General features: G+C 40.5%; 12 protein-coding genes. 9 read left to right on the top strand and 3 right to left on the bottom strand.

Features of this window, described 5'->3' with window-relative positions; all coding sequences use genetic code 11:
- Window positions 1-71: 71 nt before the first annotated feature.
- Window positions 72-1,664 (bottom strand): bifunctional phosphoribosylaminoimidazolecarboxamide formyltransferase/IMP cyclohydrolase, encoded by a 1,593-nt coding sequence (purH, locus tag F9817_RS13680; protein ID WP_161156455.1) that lies wholly within the window; start codon window positions 1,662-1,664, stop codon window positions 72-74.
- A 232-nt stretch (window positions 1,665-1,896) separates the two neighbouring features.
- Between purH and zntR the strand changes: the two genes are divergently transcribed.
- The 8 genes from zntR to F9817_RS13640 all read left to right on the top strand — a co-directional run bounded on the left by zntR (window position 1,897) and on the right by F9817_RS13640 (window position 10,856).
- Window positions 1,897-2,310, top strand: coding sequence for a Zn(2+)-responsive transcriptional regulator (gene zntR / locus F9817_RS13675; protein WP_161156453.1), 414 nt, complete (start codon window positions 1,897-1,899; stop codon window positions 2,308-2,310).
- 250 nt (window positions 2,311-2,560) lie between these two features.
- Window positions 2,561-3,931: an ABC transporter substrate-binding protein gene (locus tag F9817_RS13670; RefSeq protein WP_161156451.1), complete on the top strand. Its 1,371-nt coding sequence runs from the start codon at window positions 2,561-2,563 to the stop codon at window positions 3,929-3,931.
- 280 nt (window positions 3,932-4,211) lie between these two features.
- On the top strand, window positions 4,212-5,630 hold the full coding sequence (locus tag F9817_RS13665; protein WP_202436460.1) for a sugar porter family MFS transporter: 1,419 nt from the start codon (window positions 4,212-4,214) through the stop codon (window positions 5,628-5,630).
- 482 nt (window positions 5,631-6,112) lie between these two features.
- The gene (locus F9817_RS13660) at window positions 6,113-7,330 is read left to right on the top strand and encodes a tyrosine-type recombinase/integrase (RefSeq protein ID WP_161156447.1); all 1,218 of its coding nucleotides are present in this window, start codon (window positions 6,113-6,115) and stop codon (window positions 7,328-7,330) included.
- Window positions 7,318-7,914 (top strand): hypothetical protein, encoded by a 597-nt coding sequence (locus F9817_RS13655; RefSeq protein WP_161156445.1) that lies wholly within the window; start codon window positions 7,318-7,320, stop codon window positions 7,912-7,914. Before F9817_RS13660 ends, F9817_RS13655 begins: the two co-directional genes overlap by 13 nt.
- 88 nt (window positions 7,915-8,002) lie before the next feature.
- On the top strand, window positions 8,003-8,194 hold the full coding sequence (locus tag F9817_RS13650; RefSeq protein ID WP_161156443.1) for a helix-turn-helix transcriptional regulator: 192 nt from the start codon (window positions 8,003-8,005) through the stop codon (window positions 8,192-8,194).
- A 137-nt stretch (window positions 8,195-8,331) separates the two neighbouring features.
- Window positions 8,332-10,101, top strand: coding sequence for a primase-helicase family protein (locus F9817_RS13645; RefSeq protein WP_161156441.1), 1,770 nt, complete (start codon window positions 8,332-8,334; stop codon window positions 10,099-10,101).
- A gap of 41 nt (window positions 10,102-10,142) precedes the next feature.
- A complete protein-coding gene (locus F9817_RS13640; RefSeq protein ID WP_161156439.1) occupies window positions 10,143-10,856 on the top strand; it encodes a competence protein CoiA family protein in 714 nt (237 codons plus the stop codon).
- A 230-nt stretch (window positions 10,857-11,086) separates the two neighbouring features.
- Here F9817_RS13640 and F9817_RS13635 read toward each other — a convergent pair whose 3' ends face one another.
- Together F9817_RS13635 and F9817_RS13630 are read right to left on the bottom strand one after the other, a co-directional pair.
- The gene (locus F9817_RS13635; protein WP_161156437.1) at window positions 11,087-12,778 is read right to left on the bottom strand and encodes an alpha/beta hydrolase-fold protein; all 1,692 of its coding nucleotides are present in this window, start codon (window positions 12,776-12,778) and stop codon (window positions 11,087-11,089) included.
- Window positions 12,779-12,859: 81 nt separating this feature from the next.
- Window positions 12,860-14,164, bottom strand: coding sequence for a neutral/alkaline non-lysosomal ceramidase N-terminal domain-containing protein (locus tag F9817_RS13630; RefSeq protein ID WP_161156435.1), 1,305 nt, complete (start codon window positions 14,162-14,164; stop codon window positions 12,860-12,862).
- Window positions 14,165-14,319: 155 nt separating this feature from the next.
- Here F9817_RS13630 and F9817_RS13625 point away from each other — a divergent pair, with 155 nt between their 5' ends.
- A complete protein-coding gene (locus F9817_RS13625; RefSeq protein WP_237476255.1) occupies window positions 14,320-14,967 on the top strand; it encodes a TetR/AcrR family transcriptional regulator in 648 nt (215 codons plus the stop codon).
- The last annotated feature ends 15 nt before the right edge of the window (window positions 14,968-14,982 follow it).

The following is a 14,982-nucleotide window of genomic DNA, read 5'->3' as shown; positions in this document are numbered from 1 at the left end:
AAACTATTACATTTTGCAGCTTGAGGTGTAAAAAATGAGGCTGCCTACACAAGGTTGGCAGCCTGGGTGTCTTAGTGACGGAAGTGGCGCATACCAGTGAAGATCATCGCCATGTCGTGTTCATCTGCCGCAGCGATAACTTCGTCATCACGAATAGAACCGCCAGGTTGAATAACACATTTGATACCTGCTTCTGCCGCAGCATCAATGCCATCACGGAATGGGAAGAAAGCGTCAGACGCCATTACACTGCCTGCAACTTCTAGGTTTTCATCAGCCGCTTTAATACCTGCAATTTTAGCAGAGTAAACGCGGCTCATTTGGCCTGCGCCAACACCGATAGTGCCGTTTCCTTTCGCGTATACAATCGCGTTAGATTTCACGAATTTCGCTACTTTCCAGCAGAATAGCGCATCTTTCATTTCTTCTTCGGTCGGTTGACGTTTAGTCACGACTTTTAGATCGTCAAAGGCTACCATGCCGTGGTCACGGTCTTGAACCAATAGGCCACCGTTAACACGTTTCACGTCGAACCCAGTGGATTGTGCAGTCCATTCGCCACACTCAAGTAGGCGTAGGTTTTTCTTCGCAGCAATGACTTCAACCGCTTCTGCCGTTACTTTCGGTGCGATGATCACTTCAGCAAATTGACGGTCGATGATCGATTTTGCTGTTTTAGCATCTAGCTCGCGGTTGAACGCAATGATGCCACCGAAGGATGATGTTGGGTCAGTTTTGAATGCGCGATCGTAAGCGTCAAGAATGTTATCTGCAATTGCAACGCCACAAGGGTTGGCGTGTTTTACGATAACACAAGCTGGTTCGTCGAATTCTTTCACACACTCAAGTGCTGCGTCAGTATCAGCGATGTTGTTGTAAGAAAGCGCTTTACCTTGTAGCTGTTTAGCGGAAGAAACAGAACCATTTTGTGCATCGCTTTCAACGTAGAAAGCGGCGTCTTGGTGGCTGTTTTCACCGTAACGCATGTCTTGTTTTTTCTCGAACTGCATGTTGAACGTACGAGGGAATTTAGACTCTTCGTCGCCTTCTTTGTTTTCGCCGTAAGAAGGAACCATTGTACCGAAATAGTTCGCGATCATACCGTCGTAAGCCGCAGTGTGTTCAAATGCAGCGATAGCTAGATCGAAACGAGTATCTAGAGTGAGAGACTTATCGTTTGCGTCCATTTCAGTGATTACACGGTCGTAATCTGAAGCTTTTACTACGATAGTGACATCTTTATGGTTTTTCGCTGCAGAGCGAACCATAGTTGGACCACCGATATCGATGTTTTCTACTGCATCAGCAAGAGTACAACCTTCTTTTGCTACTGTTTCAGCAAACGGGTAAAGGTTAACAACAACCATATCGATAGGCTTGATGCCGTGCTCTTCCATGATGGTATCATCTTGACCGCGACGGCCTAGTACACCACCGTGAACTTTAGGGTGAAGCGTTTTTACGCGTCCATCCATCATCTCTGGAAAACCGGTGTAATCAGAAACTTCTGTTACAGCAATGCCTTTTTCTGCAAGTAGGCGGGCAGTGCCACCGGTAGACAAAATGTCGACACCACGTTGTGCGAGTGCCTGTGCAAACTCAACAATGCCAGTTTTATCTGATACGCTGATGAGTGCGCGACGAATTGGACGAGCGTTATTCATGCTTCCCTTTTCCTCAAATGCTTGGAGTTAGTGACGAAAGATACTTGCCAAAACTGAGTATTACGCGGCAATGTTAGGGACGCGCTGGCGAGTTTTGGTAAAGACCTTTAATCCCAAATTTGATGGCGCACATTCTAACTAATCTCTTAAGAAAAAGCTCGCGCAATCGTTTGGCATGCGCAAAATAATCGCAAAAAGAGTGTTTTTCAAGAAAAATTTAAAGAGGCTTCAGATGTTTCAAATCGGTGAGTTTGCCAAACGTAGTGGGGTTTCTACTGATACACTGCGTTTTTACGAGAAAAATGGCTTAATCGTGCCTGCTGGTCGAAGTGAATCGGGTTATCGACTTTATAATGAAACGAACTTACAGCAGATTCACTTTATTCTTAAATCCAAAGAAGTGGGGTTAAGTTTAGAAGACATCAAAGAGTTGATGGAAATTCGACTTGAAGCAACCGAACATAGCTGTGCTGAAGTAAAGGCGATTACCTCGGCAAAGTTACGTTTGGTTGATGAGAAACTTGCGGAGTTAAAACGCATTCGCAGCGCATTGGAAAAAATGAATAATGCCTGCTGTGGTGATGTGGATGATGATGCCAGCCATTGCTCTATTTTGGCTGCGTTGAATGAAACGGAAAATAATTAACTCACTACTTTTCTAGTAGTCGGTAGCAGGTCTACTTACCATGATCGCGTATTGTTTCAGGGCATGATGAGCCTTGATTTGCATTAAATCTGTGTTTTTCTACGATAAACTGCGAGTTGTTTTTGGGCTAATTTCTCCCTCTGCCTATACTGATCTTACTGTACCAACAAATATAAATATCATGAGTATCAATTGATGATGAGATGCCATGGGTTAAGTCTGAGAGATCATGAAAAGGAATCATTGAGTGATGAGTCATTTCAGCGATTATGTGCGTAAGTTATCGTTAATCATTATTTCATCCACCTTTTTGCTGGCGGTAAGCGTTCCAGCAAATGCTGCATTTGATTGGACTTCTGCAAAAGGAGAATCAATCAACGTTCAACTGAACAAGCATCCCTACGCTGATGCCATCATTCTACAAATTCCCCAATTTGAAAAACTCACGGGCATTAGTGTCACGTATTCAGTGACAACAGAAGATACCTACTTCGAAAATTTAACGGCAGGTTTAAATTCCGATCATTCTCCCGATGTATTTATGACGGGCTCATATCAATTATGGGATTACGCCTCGAAGGGTCATGTGCAGTATTTAGATGCACTTATCAACGAGCCAGATAGAACAGAAAGTCAGTTTGATATTGAAGATTTCTTTGAAGGGGTATTAAACGGCGATCGCTGGGATTTGACGCCTGGGCATCCTGTTGGCACTGGAAAACTATGGGCAATCCCACTTGGTTTTGAAGCGAATGTGTTGATTTATAATAAGCGAGCATTGGAGAAAAAAGGACTAACAGTGCCCCAAACCTTTGATGAACTGTTAGAAACATCGAAAGAACTGAATGGCTGGAATGGTATTGATTCCTACGGGACTGCCATACGTGGCAGCTTATCTTGGGCGACCATTCATCCAGGGTACATGAGTGCTTTTTCTAATGCTGGGGCGAAAGATTTTACCATTCGCAATGGTCGTTTGGTGTCGCTGCTAGATTCGCCTGAATCGATTAAAGTCACCCAGACTTATTCTCAACTCATTAAAGAAAGTGGACCTAAACAGTGGTCATTCTACACTTGGTACAATGTGATGAATGATATTGGTAATGGGCGAGCTGCGATGGCTCTAGACGCCGATATCCTAGGGTTTTACATGAATAAAGATCCAGATTCTAGGGAAGGGCGTAACCTTGCTTTTGCGCCAATGCCAGTATTTGATAATGGCGTGCAGGGGGCAAATGAATGGATATGGTCGCTGGCCATGAGCAACTCATCTGCACATAAACAAGCTGCTTGGCTGTTTATGCAATACATGACCGGCAAAAAACAGATGCTCTGGGGAGCGACACATAATTATCTTGTTAACCCTGTTCGAAAATCTATTTGGGATTCAAAAGAGTGGCAACTGGTTATCAAAGGAATCACGGGCTACGAAGAAACCTTCATGAAGATTATCGATAATGTCGGTATTAAGTTCACACCGCAACCGATGTTTTTTGAAACAACAACCGATTGGGCCGAGGCGCTGCAAGATATTGTGTTAAACAATGCTCCTGTTGCTCAAAGAATGAAAGAGTTAGCGAATTCGGTCGACCGTAAAGTATCCACTATCCCTATTCAGTGAATCAATATCAGGAACTGTTTTGAATAAGAGATCTCGTTCACAAAATCATATGTAGTAAAAAGCCAGACTGTTTTAGTCTGGCTTTTTTCATTCTTTTTCAAAAACATATAGTTATCGATCTGTGTTCATCATATCGGTTATATACCCATCATTTACATGTATTTTTTTGCTAAAAAAATACATAAAAGCGCTCAGTTTGTAAGCGTGAGATTTCCTCAAATGTTTCTAAATCGGGGTTCCATATTATAGAGACACCCTACTAATGAGGAATAATAATCAAATGTTTAACTATAATACTCTCGTTTCAGTAGCCGCCTCTCTTGCGGGGCTACTTTTCGGTTTAGATATCGGACTCATTTCTGGAGCGCTACCATTTATCACATCGGAATGGAGTATTTCAATCCACCAACAAGAATGGATTGTAAGTACCATGATGCTCGGTGCTACGTTAGGCTCAATTTCAAATAACTGGTTATCTGCACGTCTTGGACGTAAACGTAGCTTACTATGGGGCGGTATCATCTTCGCCATTGGTACGCTAGGCTGTACCTTTGCATCGAACATCAATGTCATGTTGTTCTTCCGTGTTGTTCAAGGCTTCTCTATCGGTATCGCGTCTTTCGCTGCGCCACTTTACCTATCTGAAATGTCAGATAAAGAAGTTCGTGGTCGTCGTATTGCAACTTACCAATTAATGGTAACCGTTGGGATTTTGGTCGCGTTCCTTTCTGACACTTGGTTTGCTCAAACTGGTAACTGGCGCATGATGTTTGCTGTGCTGCTTGTTCCAACGGTAATTCTTATTCTTTCTGTATATTTCATGCCTCGTTCGCCACGTTGGTTGGCATCGCGTGGTTATATGCAAGAAGCTCAAAAAGTGCTGTTGTCTCTACGTATTGATGAACGTGCTGCTAGCTCAGAATTTCAAGAGATTGTGGCAAGCTTGAAAGTAAAACAATCAGGTTTTGCTCTTTTTAAAGCAAACAAAAACTTCCGCCGCAGTGTAGGCCTAGGTTTGGTTCTACAGTTCATGCAACAATTTACGGGTATGAACATCTTGATGTATTACGCACCAAAAATTTTCGAAATGGCTGGCTTTACCAGTAACATGGAGCAAATGTTTGGTACGGTGCTTGTTGGTGTCGCTTTTGTTGCTGCAACCTTTATTGCCATCGGTATGGCTGATAGCTGGGGCCGTAAACCTGCATTGAAAATTGGTTTTACTGTAATGGGTGTCGGTATGTTCTGTTTAGGCCTATTACTTAAATTTGTATTGGCTGGTGAAGCGCCAGTGTACTTCTCTTACTTAGCCGTTCTAACTTCAATCGTTTGTATTTGTGGTTATGCTATGAGTGCTGCACCAATGGTGTGGGTACTATGTTCAGAAGTACAACCTCTTAAAGGTCGTGATTTTGGTATCGCATGTTCAACAACAATGAACTGGATTTCAAACATGGTGTTAGGGGCAACGTTCTTAACTCTTCTAAATGGTATCGGTACTGCACAAACATTCTGGTTATACGCAGTATGTAACATTTTATTTGTAGCGGTAACTATCTTCTTCGTTCCTGAAACCAAAGGCGTTACTTTGGAATCTATTGAAGCGAATTTGATGTCAGGTAAGAAACTAAGAGATATTGGTATCCCTCATGACAGTGAACAACCTGTCCCTCTTAAATCTCACCATGCACACTCATAGTTATTCAGTCTGTTAAGACACATATACTTAATTACAAAGCCAACCTAGTTCAGGTTGGCTTTGTTTTTTGTTGTTACAGCTAAGCAAAAAAAAAGACTTACCATTTATGGTAAGTCTTTTTAAAACAATTATTTATAAAATAATTATTTATAAAATAATTTTTAGTTCATGCCGTATTTTCAATTTTGTCATCTATTCGTACGTAAAGTAATGTCAAGTTAACATTACTAATCCATTGTTATTAAAGGCTTCTTTGAGTCCTTGTTTCTCATTTTTTCTTAACGTATCTTCTGACGTATTCGCTGATCTGTGGGTTCCAGTGTGGGTTCTATTTGTGGGTTCCAAATTCACTTTAAAAAATTCTCACTTTTTCTATTTAACTTAGGACACTTAGGACAGTAAGATAATAAACGTTTTAATACAGTAACTTAGGGTGTCCTAAGTTGTTTCTGTACTTAGGACAGCTTTAGGACACTTAGGACATGGCAATATCTGACTCAAAATTAAAAGCGCTTAACGGTAAAAAGCACGAAAAAGCGCCTATTAAGATGGCAGACCGAGACGGATTGACGGTATATCACCGAAAAACAGGTACGCTCTCATTTGTTTTCCGCTATCGCTATAACGGAAAACAGCAGAATCTCTCTTTAGGTACTTATCCTTTAATGAGCTTGTCTGAGGCAAGACAGCAAGCTGTTGAGTGCAAGAAGCTACTAGCAGGAGGGCAAGACCCTAAGTTAGAAAGGTTATTAGAGAAAGAAAAAATCTTACAGGCTGTGACAGTTAAGCAAGCGCTCGATTATTGGATTGATAATTACGCAGCTAAAAATAGGTCTAACCATGAAAAGCACCGTGCTCAGTTTGAAAAGCATGTTTACCCATACATAGGTAATATACCTCTCGATAAATGTGAAACTCGCCATTGGGTGAAAGTGTTTGATGACATTACTAATGGGAAACACCACAGAGCAGCACCTAAAGCGAGTGGCTATATTCTGCAAAATGCGAAACAGGCGCTTAAGTATTGCCGTAACCGTCAATTTGCTAAATCAAACGCTTTAGATGATCTGAATATTACCGATGTAGCGGAACACCAACAGAAGAAAGATCGAGTTCTATCTTGGGCTGAGCTGTTAGATGTTTTGTATTGGACAACCAGTCTAAGAGCTAATTGGTATTACAAAAATCTTGTTTATCTATTGATTGTGTTTGGTTGCCGCACGCAAGAATTACGTTTATCAACCGTTGACGAATGGGACTTAAACGAAATGGTGTGGACTGTACCTAAACGACATAGCAAAACAGGCTCCGAAATAAAAAGGCCGATACCTGTTTCAATTAAACCTTATATCGAAGAGTTACTAGAAGATACAAATGCGGGAGAACTGCTACTCGGGACAATGAAAAGACCTGAAGCTGTTTCTGGGTATGGTCGTACGTTGTGGAAGCTACTCGGACATAACGCACCGTGGACGCTTCATGATTTGAGACGGACGTTTGCCACCATGATGAATGATTTAGGCATTGAGCCTTATATTGTGGAGCAACTCCTTGGCCACGCCTTGGCGGGAGTCATGGCAGTGTATAACCATTCACATCATCTAGAAAAGAAACGTATAGCACTCGATTCTTGGGTTGCTAAGTTACACGAAGAGCATGAAGACGCCAAAATCTTGGAGATTAAAGAATGGAAAAAATAGAGACCAAAGACGTCTTAGAAATGGATAAATATGATCAATATGCTTCTGAATGGCGCGAGTTATCAGAACTTAAGAGTTTCTGTTCAGATTGGGTAATCACTCATTATTGGGAAATGTTCGACAAGGAAAAACTGTCTCCAGAGCAAGCAAGGCTGCACGATATAGCAAAAGTTCTTCATGAATATATGCGTGGTAACGACCCGTTTATTGAGCTTAAAAATGACAAATCACCTCAGGCATTTGATTTGTTCACTTTAAGAGTTGGTGCAATGTTATTTACTCATAATAAAAAGAAAGTGTCTGACTTTTTTAATCTGGCTGACGATGGAAAAACCCTCAATAGTTCGATTGCCAGTCGTGCTGAGCAGTTTTGTTCTGATGAGCAACTGAGAGGACTTAGTACTGCGGCTAAGGCCAATCTGATTTTAGAAGTGATAGAGAAAAATCGTTCGTTGAGAAAGTCCATTATGACAACGTTCTATATGGCTTTTACGGAATTGCTTTATCAGAAACAACAGCATGACGTGACATTCCAAAATTATAGCTTTAGGCAGTGGGTGAGAATGGCATCAATAAAGGGGTAGGGAATGTGAATTTTTAACGTTCCCCATCCCAACGAATTCATTATTTTTTACTATCTAGACCACTCAAGATAACTAAGGAAATAAAACAATGAAATCGAATAAAACAGCTGCTCGCCTTCTTACTTACACTGATGTATGTGGAATGTTGAACCGTAATTACAAAACGATTTGGGCATGGGTTCGTGATGGGCATTTCCCTAAACCAGTGAAGTTTCGCGGTAAGACGTTAGGATGGAAACAAGAGGATTTTGACCAATGGCTTGCTGAACATAGCAATTAAACATGGCGGTTTGTTTATCAATGTAGCCGCCCAATAAAAAGGCTTTGAAATAAGATTCAAAGCCTTCCAAAAACACACTGATAGTTCATTCTTTGGCGAGACCGTTCTATCAGTTGATAACAAGAGTCTATAATATTATGGCCGTTTTCGCACGTAAAAAAAACGAGCAATACCAGCATGAGAAAGCATTAACTGATGCCGTATTGCATGAGATGCCCGTTTCATTCTCTGACGCAGATAAAATTGATGTTGCATTGGTGCAAGATGCAAAAAGTAAGTTGATTTTATCTGTCTTTAAAGAGCTTTATCAAACTCCTACTTCGCAACCTAACAATAAGCAAATTGCTGATGCTGTCTATGATGAGTTGCAGCGTTCGGGATACTCCGAACTCGATTCAGAAAAGGTGGCTGATGAAATTGAGAATCTCTCAGGTCGTAAACGTCAACCGAATATCAGTTTAGTCGCAGAAGCAATTCAGCGGTTGGGCATTGATACGACTAAACCAACCTATCTCCATTTGGTCTCTGAACAAGAAAGCCCAATTGCGTATGATTCATTACTTCAACTATGTAAAAACTCAGGTTCTGATTCTTTAGAAGAACATCGAGATTCTATTGTTGGTCTGTTTAATTCCAGTCATTCAGTGGTTTTGCATGGTGGAAAAACTCTGATCTGTGAGAGAACCATCGACCACAAAAGTAATATTGCTTATACTTTCTCTGCTGTGCCGCAGAAGAAATCATTTTATGCCAACCTCAATTTATCTTACTTGCAAGATGACAAGATAAAATCTGCCAACTGTTTTGATTTGTGGATGAGAGCCCACGATCGTAAAACCTATCATGGTGTGGTGTTTGACCCATCGAATCATTCTGACCAACGTTTTCTAAATATGTGGCATGGATTTGCAATCGAGCCGGTAGAAGGGGAACAGCATTTACAACCCATTTTTTGGCATTTATTGGAAATCATTTGTAATGGCAATAAGAAAGATTATAAATATTTGCTCGCTTGGATGGCTCATATTGTACAAAAGCCAGAAGAGAAGAGCGGTGTTTGTGTTGTTTTAAAATCTGAGGCTAGGGGAACTGGTAAAAGCACCGTGTCGGTAATGATGGAACGCATGTTAGGGCAACACGCTATGAGAGTGCAGGATGGTAAACACCTATTGGGTGCATTCAATAGCCATTTAGCCAATAAGTTATTTGTAACGGTAGAAGAGGCATTCTGGAGTGGTTCAGCAAAAGACGCTGGGAAACTGAGAACACTCATTACTGAGAGTACAGTGACAATTGAAGCTAAGGGAAAAGATGCCATCGAAGTTGATAGTTACCATCGTTATATGATGTGTACTAATAATGATTGGGCTGTACCTCAAACGCATGATGAGCGCCGCTTCTTTATTCTCGAAGTTTCAGAAAAAAAGAAACAGGATTCAGAATATTTTTCTAATTTATTTACAACCATCAATTCTAATGAGGCGATGGGGCAGTTTATAAACTTTCTAAAAAATTACGATATTGAAGAGTACAACTTACACAAAGCACCGAAGACGTCAGCGACACAACAACAAATCATGGAATCACTACCAAGTGAGGCCGTATGGTTAAAAGGGGTACTGGATGAAGGCTGTTTGACTGATGGGAATATCGCGTTCGATTTAGAAAACTCACAAACTATTCCTAAAACCAGCTTCTTCAATAACTACATCCACTTTTGTGATCAGATGGGTATCGTTGGTTATGACCGATGCAACCCAATCAAATTAGGAAAATATTTGAAATCAGTCGTCGCGATTACTGAGGGAGGAAAGCTTTCAATTAATGGACAAAGGCTTAATTGTTATCGAACGCTGCCTGCCGAGGAAATGACCGTTATGTTTGATCAGCATTATAGCTATCAGTAATGCTTTACCTATTTATTATTAACTAGTTAGAGGAATATGCTATGTCTGAGTTCGCGGTATTAATGCCCTTTGCCAAAAGCAATAAAACGGGAAGGGTCGTCAGTATTTTAGAAGTGGAAAGGGGCGACAAATGTGATTGTCGGTGCCTTTCCTGTAATACTCCCCTCACAGCCCGGCAGGGAAATATTAATCAGAAACACTTTGCTCATCGTACTAATGAGTTATCTACATCACATCAATGTTCCTTCTCTCCTGTTACTGCAATAGCATTAATTATTCGCCAGCAGTTACCACACCTTACCATGTTTGATTTAGACGGTTGGGATTTTAGTAATGTTGTCTGGGAAATTGATACTGCAAAACTTGGTACTAAGTTAGACGCTTTTACGAGAGATCCATATAGTCAAAAAACGATTGGCGTACAGATACCGTTTGCTAACGGGGTTTGCGATAACGTGAAAGATTTACCAATAGAGCTCGATTTCGTTTTAAAAATTAATACTCATGCCATTGCTCGTTTTCTTTTCTTTCACAGTAGAAGTCCACAATTAAAGAGTACAGAAGAAATATACATGCTTCTCATAGACAACTGGGGAGACTTCGTTGAGCTTCTTCGTTGCCCTGAAGAACTGCTAAACCCCAGTCTTGAAAAGAAAACATGCAAATCAGAGCACAAAGCTCAAAGCGTTAGTGGAGGCGTTGAAACACATCAAAAAACTGCTCAGCCGCAGCAGCTCTGTCTAGCAATCTATTAGCTGGCACGAAATTGTCCATCAACGTGTCAGGTTAACCTTGCATATCTAGCACGAAATTGCCTCCAAAGCTTGCTAGGCACCGAGCTATTTTTAAAACGTATGGCGATCTAGTTGACCAAATTTTAGTCATGTTACAGAGTATTTATGGAGTCGGTTACGATTCATCCTGTTATTTTGCGGTAATAGGTGTCCATACCATTGCTTACAACTTGCTTTTCTCTGTTGTGGATTTATTTTTTCAAACGCTTTACTGCTTGCTTAGCTTCAGAGTTATCATCGGTCGAGGCGAGCGTATACCAACGTAGAGCTTGGTCTTTATCTTGTTTTACTCCGAAGCCATTTTCATATAAATAGCCGAGGCGAACTAATGCCATAATTCTTGGATGGACATTTTTTGCTGCGATTTCTGGAGTGGGAGCGGCTTTTAAATACCATTGAATAGCATGTTCATAGCTTTGCTGAACACCTAACCCTCGTTCATAGAGTGAGCCTATCCTTGCTGCTGCGGTAATATCGCCTCGTTCAGATGCTTCCTGATAAAACTTCATTGCATCTGAGTAGCTTACACTGGTGCCTAGCCCTTCTTCTTTCATCATTCCAAGATAGCGGGGAGCTTTCATATCACCTTGTTGTGAGGCTTGGGTAAAATAGTCTGTAGCCAGAGGATAATTCTGATTTACGTCCGTACCACTATAGTAAAGAATACCTAAATCCAGTAACGCTCGATTTACACCATTTGTTGCGGCTTTTTTATACCAGCTGATTGCATTACTGGTATTTTTCCTAACACCTAGCCCTTTTTGGTAATCTCGAGCCACTTCATATTGTGCCATACCGAAATTTAATTCAGCAGATCGAAGCATGTATGTAAAAGCCTGCTGTTGATTTGAGGAATCTTTTGCCTGGAAATAAAGAGCTTTGGCGTTACTGATACCTTTTGTTTGTTTAAATAGCCAGTCTCTCACGCTTTCAAGTTGGTATGCATAATCAAAGGAGTACATATGTTCTGCACCACCATGTGTGGTGCCATCAGGGGTAACCGTTCCTTTGTCAAACTGGACAAAATTTATATCCTGACCTTGAGCAATAAGGTCCTGTATTTGTTTTTCCTGTTCACTGTGTACTAGTTTGGCTGAAAACGAGGTACTTGCGAATGGTACACCGCTATGGTGGAACATTTCGCTGAGCTGTTTCATTCCTTTTGATGCCTTTGGATCACCCGCTGACACAATGTAGAAAAATTTGTTTTTTGCCAAAGGAGCCAAAACATTCACATCCCACTGGCTACCGACAAAGAGAGATGCAGCGAATAAATCAGGGTAATTAGCGTTCAGATAGAAAGAAATCATTCCCCCCATTGATTGCCCGGTTGTATAGAGGCGATTTTGATCAATGCTATATTCTGACACTACGTGTTTTAGTAAACGAAGTGCTATACCCAATTCATCGCTGACTTGCCAGTTATCATTTGTTACATTTTCAGGGCCAGAAAATGCAGGAACTAAAACAAAGCTCGGGTGTTTTGCCTGGCTTTCACTGCTTGCCCAAATAATACCTCCGTACCCTTGCATCAAGGGAGATTTAGCCCCTTTACCTGTAGTACTCGCATCAGCCATAAATAAGACTAGTGGATAACTTTTATCAGGGTCATAATTTTTAGGAACGTACAGATTATACGTCATTGATTTACCTGTTTTGGAATCAGCAAATGTTAGTGTCTGAAAGCGAGGAGCTATTTCTTCACGCATCTTTAGCAGGTTTGTATCGTAACTCTTGTTTACTCCGCCATAAGATGAGTCCCAATTGCTTGATACGTTAATGTTGTTTTTTATTGAAGATGCCTGTTTAGATTCAGAATTGTTGGAGATAGAGCATCCAGCTAATGCCGATATAATAACGATGTATAGTAATATTTTTTTCATATGAACAGCTTGATAGTTATTGGGTGGTCGTCTTAAGTCTTTTGTTTACTGTAAAATTTGTATGTTTTTACTCAACAAATATTAGTTGGACTTTGCTAAAGCCTCATTAATCATCGTGCTAAAGTTCTGTACAATTGCGTTTTCTGCGCATCCACGTTGCATTGGGCTTCCATTTACCTCGAAGATTGGGCGGTCGTATGCTGCATCATCAGGAATATATCCAATGCGATCATTAGCGAGAGAAAATAAAAGTGTATTTTTAACCGGCGAGCTTTGTTCTAGTCGTTTGGCTATATTTGTCACTACTTCTCCTGATACACCGGTTAATGCAGTCTGATTTAGCATCATTAATTCAAGACGAAGACTTACGTTACTGACATCCTTCTGATTGATATTATCCATATCACTGACGCCTCGCTTAGTGGGGCACTGGATGACTTTTTCTTGAGCACTGATGGTTAAATCAGGTGTCATATTTTTTATATTATTTGAAGTACGGATTATTTCATCGCCAACCAACATACCTTGTGCTTTCATTGCTTCCCAAGCGGTGGATGGATCAGATTTGTTTTGTTGAGGATTAAATATTCTGGGGTTTTGATCTGCAACGGAACTTAAGGTCCATAAAGAGACTACTTCATTACCGACTTGTTTTTCAACATAATCAGTTGCACTTTCAGCAAGGTCCCCACTAATTTGATTTGTACCTATTGTTACGACTGAATGAACAGCATAATTTGAGACAATGGCAATAGGTTGATCTTGTAAATTATCAAATTTCATTACCCATACAGTTTTATCTGATGGACCATCTGGATTAAAGCCGATTTTCCAGCCTTGACTCGTGTACAGATCTCTATTGACGTTAATGTCCACCATTCCTTTTGCAATACCAAATTTTGCGTATTGTGCCTTTTTTTCTGCGGTTTTCAGTGAAGAAACCATTGTATCGTAAAGCCATTCGCTCCATTTATTGGTTGCTGAATTACCGTCGTGAGCAAGGGCACCGGGAGAAACATTACCAACACGAGGTGCACTATGATCATGGGTGGCGACAATCATAATATGGTCAAAAGGTATCCCCAGCTCTTTCTCGATTTTCTGGCGTGCTTTAGTCATGTCCCCAACTTCAATGACATCGACAGAGATTAGTGCCAGTTTCGTTTCTTTATTTTCTATCAGTAGGGAGCGCATATAAATCGGATCGTGAACACGGGTAAAATCACCTCCCATTGGGTTCATATCCGTTAAGTTATTCGGTGTAATATCGGTTTTTACTGCTCCAACTTTAAAGTTACTGGTGGTCTCGGCATTTACAGTCGTTGAGATACACATTGAGGATAAAATTGTACTAGTCACCAGAGATGAAATTATTAAATATTTCACTAACAATACTCCCTAGTTGGATGTTTGGAGGGTTCCCGCTGAGATAATCAGGAATATGGGATTCCAAGGATTATCAGGAGGAAAAAGTAAATTTAGTTTAAAGTAACATATGGTACTTATCCAGTACCATATATTGTAAAAGCTAGTAAAGATGAATGCGTAATCAAATGAATATCAGAGATAAAACGAAACTGAATTTACGGGGAAGACCGGTTGCTACTAACAGAGAAGCTAGAAGACAGTCTATTCTGAAAAGTGCTTATGAAGCATTTGTTGAGCTAGGTTTTGCTAAGACGACTACAGCTGAGGTTGCTCGTAGAGCTAGAACGTCAAAACGAGCAATTTATGAAGTATTTGAAAGCAAGACAGCACTATTTGCTGCTGTTATTTTTGAAAATCAACATTTGATTATTGACCTGCCTCGAGCTGACGACGAATTATTGCCTATCGAAGAAACGTTATTTCGTATTTTCCGCTTAGATATTGTCGCTAAAGAAGCTAAAGCTAGAGAAGCTATTCTTCGGTTGTTAACACGTGAGTCGATTTTATTTCCGGAATTGACGGATTATTTATATGAGCATGAAGTAATTCGTTCCAGAGAGTTATTGATTGAGTGGTTAGAACTGGAACATAGCCGTTCTAGACTATCAGTTAATGATCCTGAATTATATGCAGGTATGCTTATGGATATCGTATTTGGTGCCTTATTACCTCATAGACCTTCGCACAGTGAGTTCGACTATCTAAAAAGAGTCGAAGATATTAAACAGCGCTTATGTATTATCATTACAACAATGTTGTAGTGATAAAGTAAAACT

The organism is Vibrio eleionomae (assembly GCF_009874545.1).
GTDB lineage: Bacteria > Pseudomonadota > Gammaproteobacteria > Enterobacterales > Vibrionaceae > Vibrio > Vibrio nitrifigilis.
The sequence above is the reverse complement of the archived record's forward strand: the minus strand, read 5'-3'. Positions and strand labels throughout refer to the sequence as shown.

Coding starts and splice junctions, on each gene's coding strand:
- purH (WP_161156455.1), bottom strand. CDS start 1,664: ATGAATAACGCTCGTCCAATTCGTCGCGCACTCATCAGCGTATCAGAT.
- zntR (WP_161156453.1), top strand. CDS start 1,897: ATGTTTCAAATCGGTGAGTTTGCCAAACGTAGTGGGGTTTCTACTGAT.
- F9817_RS13670 (WP_161156451.1), top strand. CDS start 2,561: ATGAGTCATTTCAGCGATTATGTGCGTAAGTTATCGTTAATCATTATT.
- F9817_RS13665 (WP_202436460.1), top strand. CDS start 4,212: ATGTTTAACTATAATACTCTCGTTTCAGTAGCCGCCTCTCTTGCGGGG.
- F9817_RS13660 (WP_161156447.1), top strand. CDS start 6,113: ATGGCAATATCTGACTCAAAATTAAAAGCGCTTAACGGTAAAAAGCAC.
- F9817_RS13655 (WP_161156445.1), top strand. CDS start 7,318: ATGGAAAAAATAGAGACCAAAGACGTCTTAGAAATGGATAAATATGAT.
- F9817_RS13650 (WP_161156443.1), top strand. CDS start 8,003: ATGAAATCGAATAAAACAGCTGCTCGCCTTCTTACTTACACTGATGTA.
- F9817_RS13645 (WP_161156441.1), top strand. CDS start 8,332: ATGGCCGTTTTCGCACGTAAAAAAAACGAGCAATACCAGCATGAGAAA.
- F9817_RS13640 (WP_161156439.1), top strand. CDS start 10,143: ATGTCTGAGTTCGCGGTATTAATGCCCTTTGCCAAAAGCAATAAAACG.
- F9817_RS13635 (WP_161156437.1), bottom strand. CDS start 12,778: ATGAAAAAAATATTACTATACATCGTTATTATATCGGCATTAGCTGGA.
- F9817_RS13625 (WP_237476255.1), top strand. CDS start 14,320: ATGCGTAATCAAATGAATATCAGAGATAAAACGAAACTGAATTTACGG.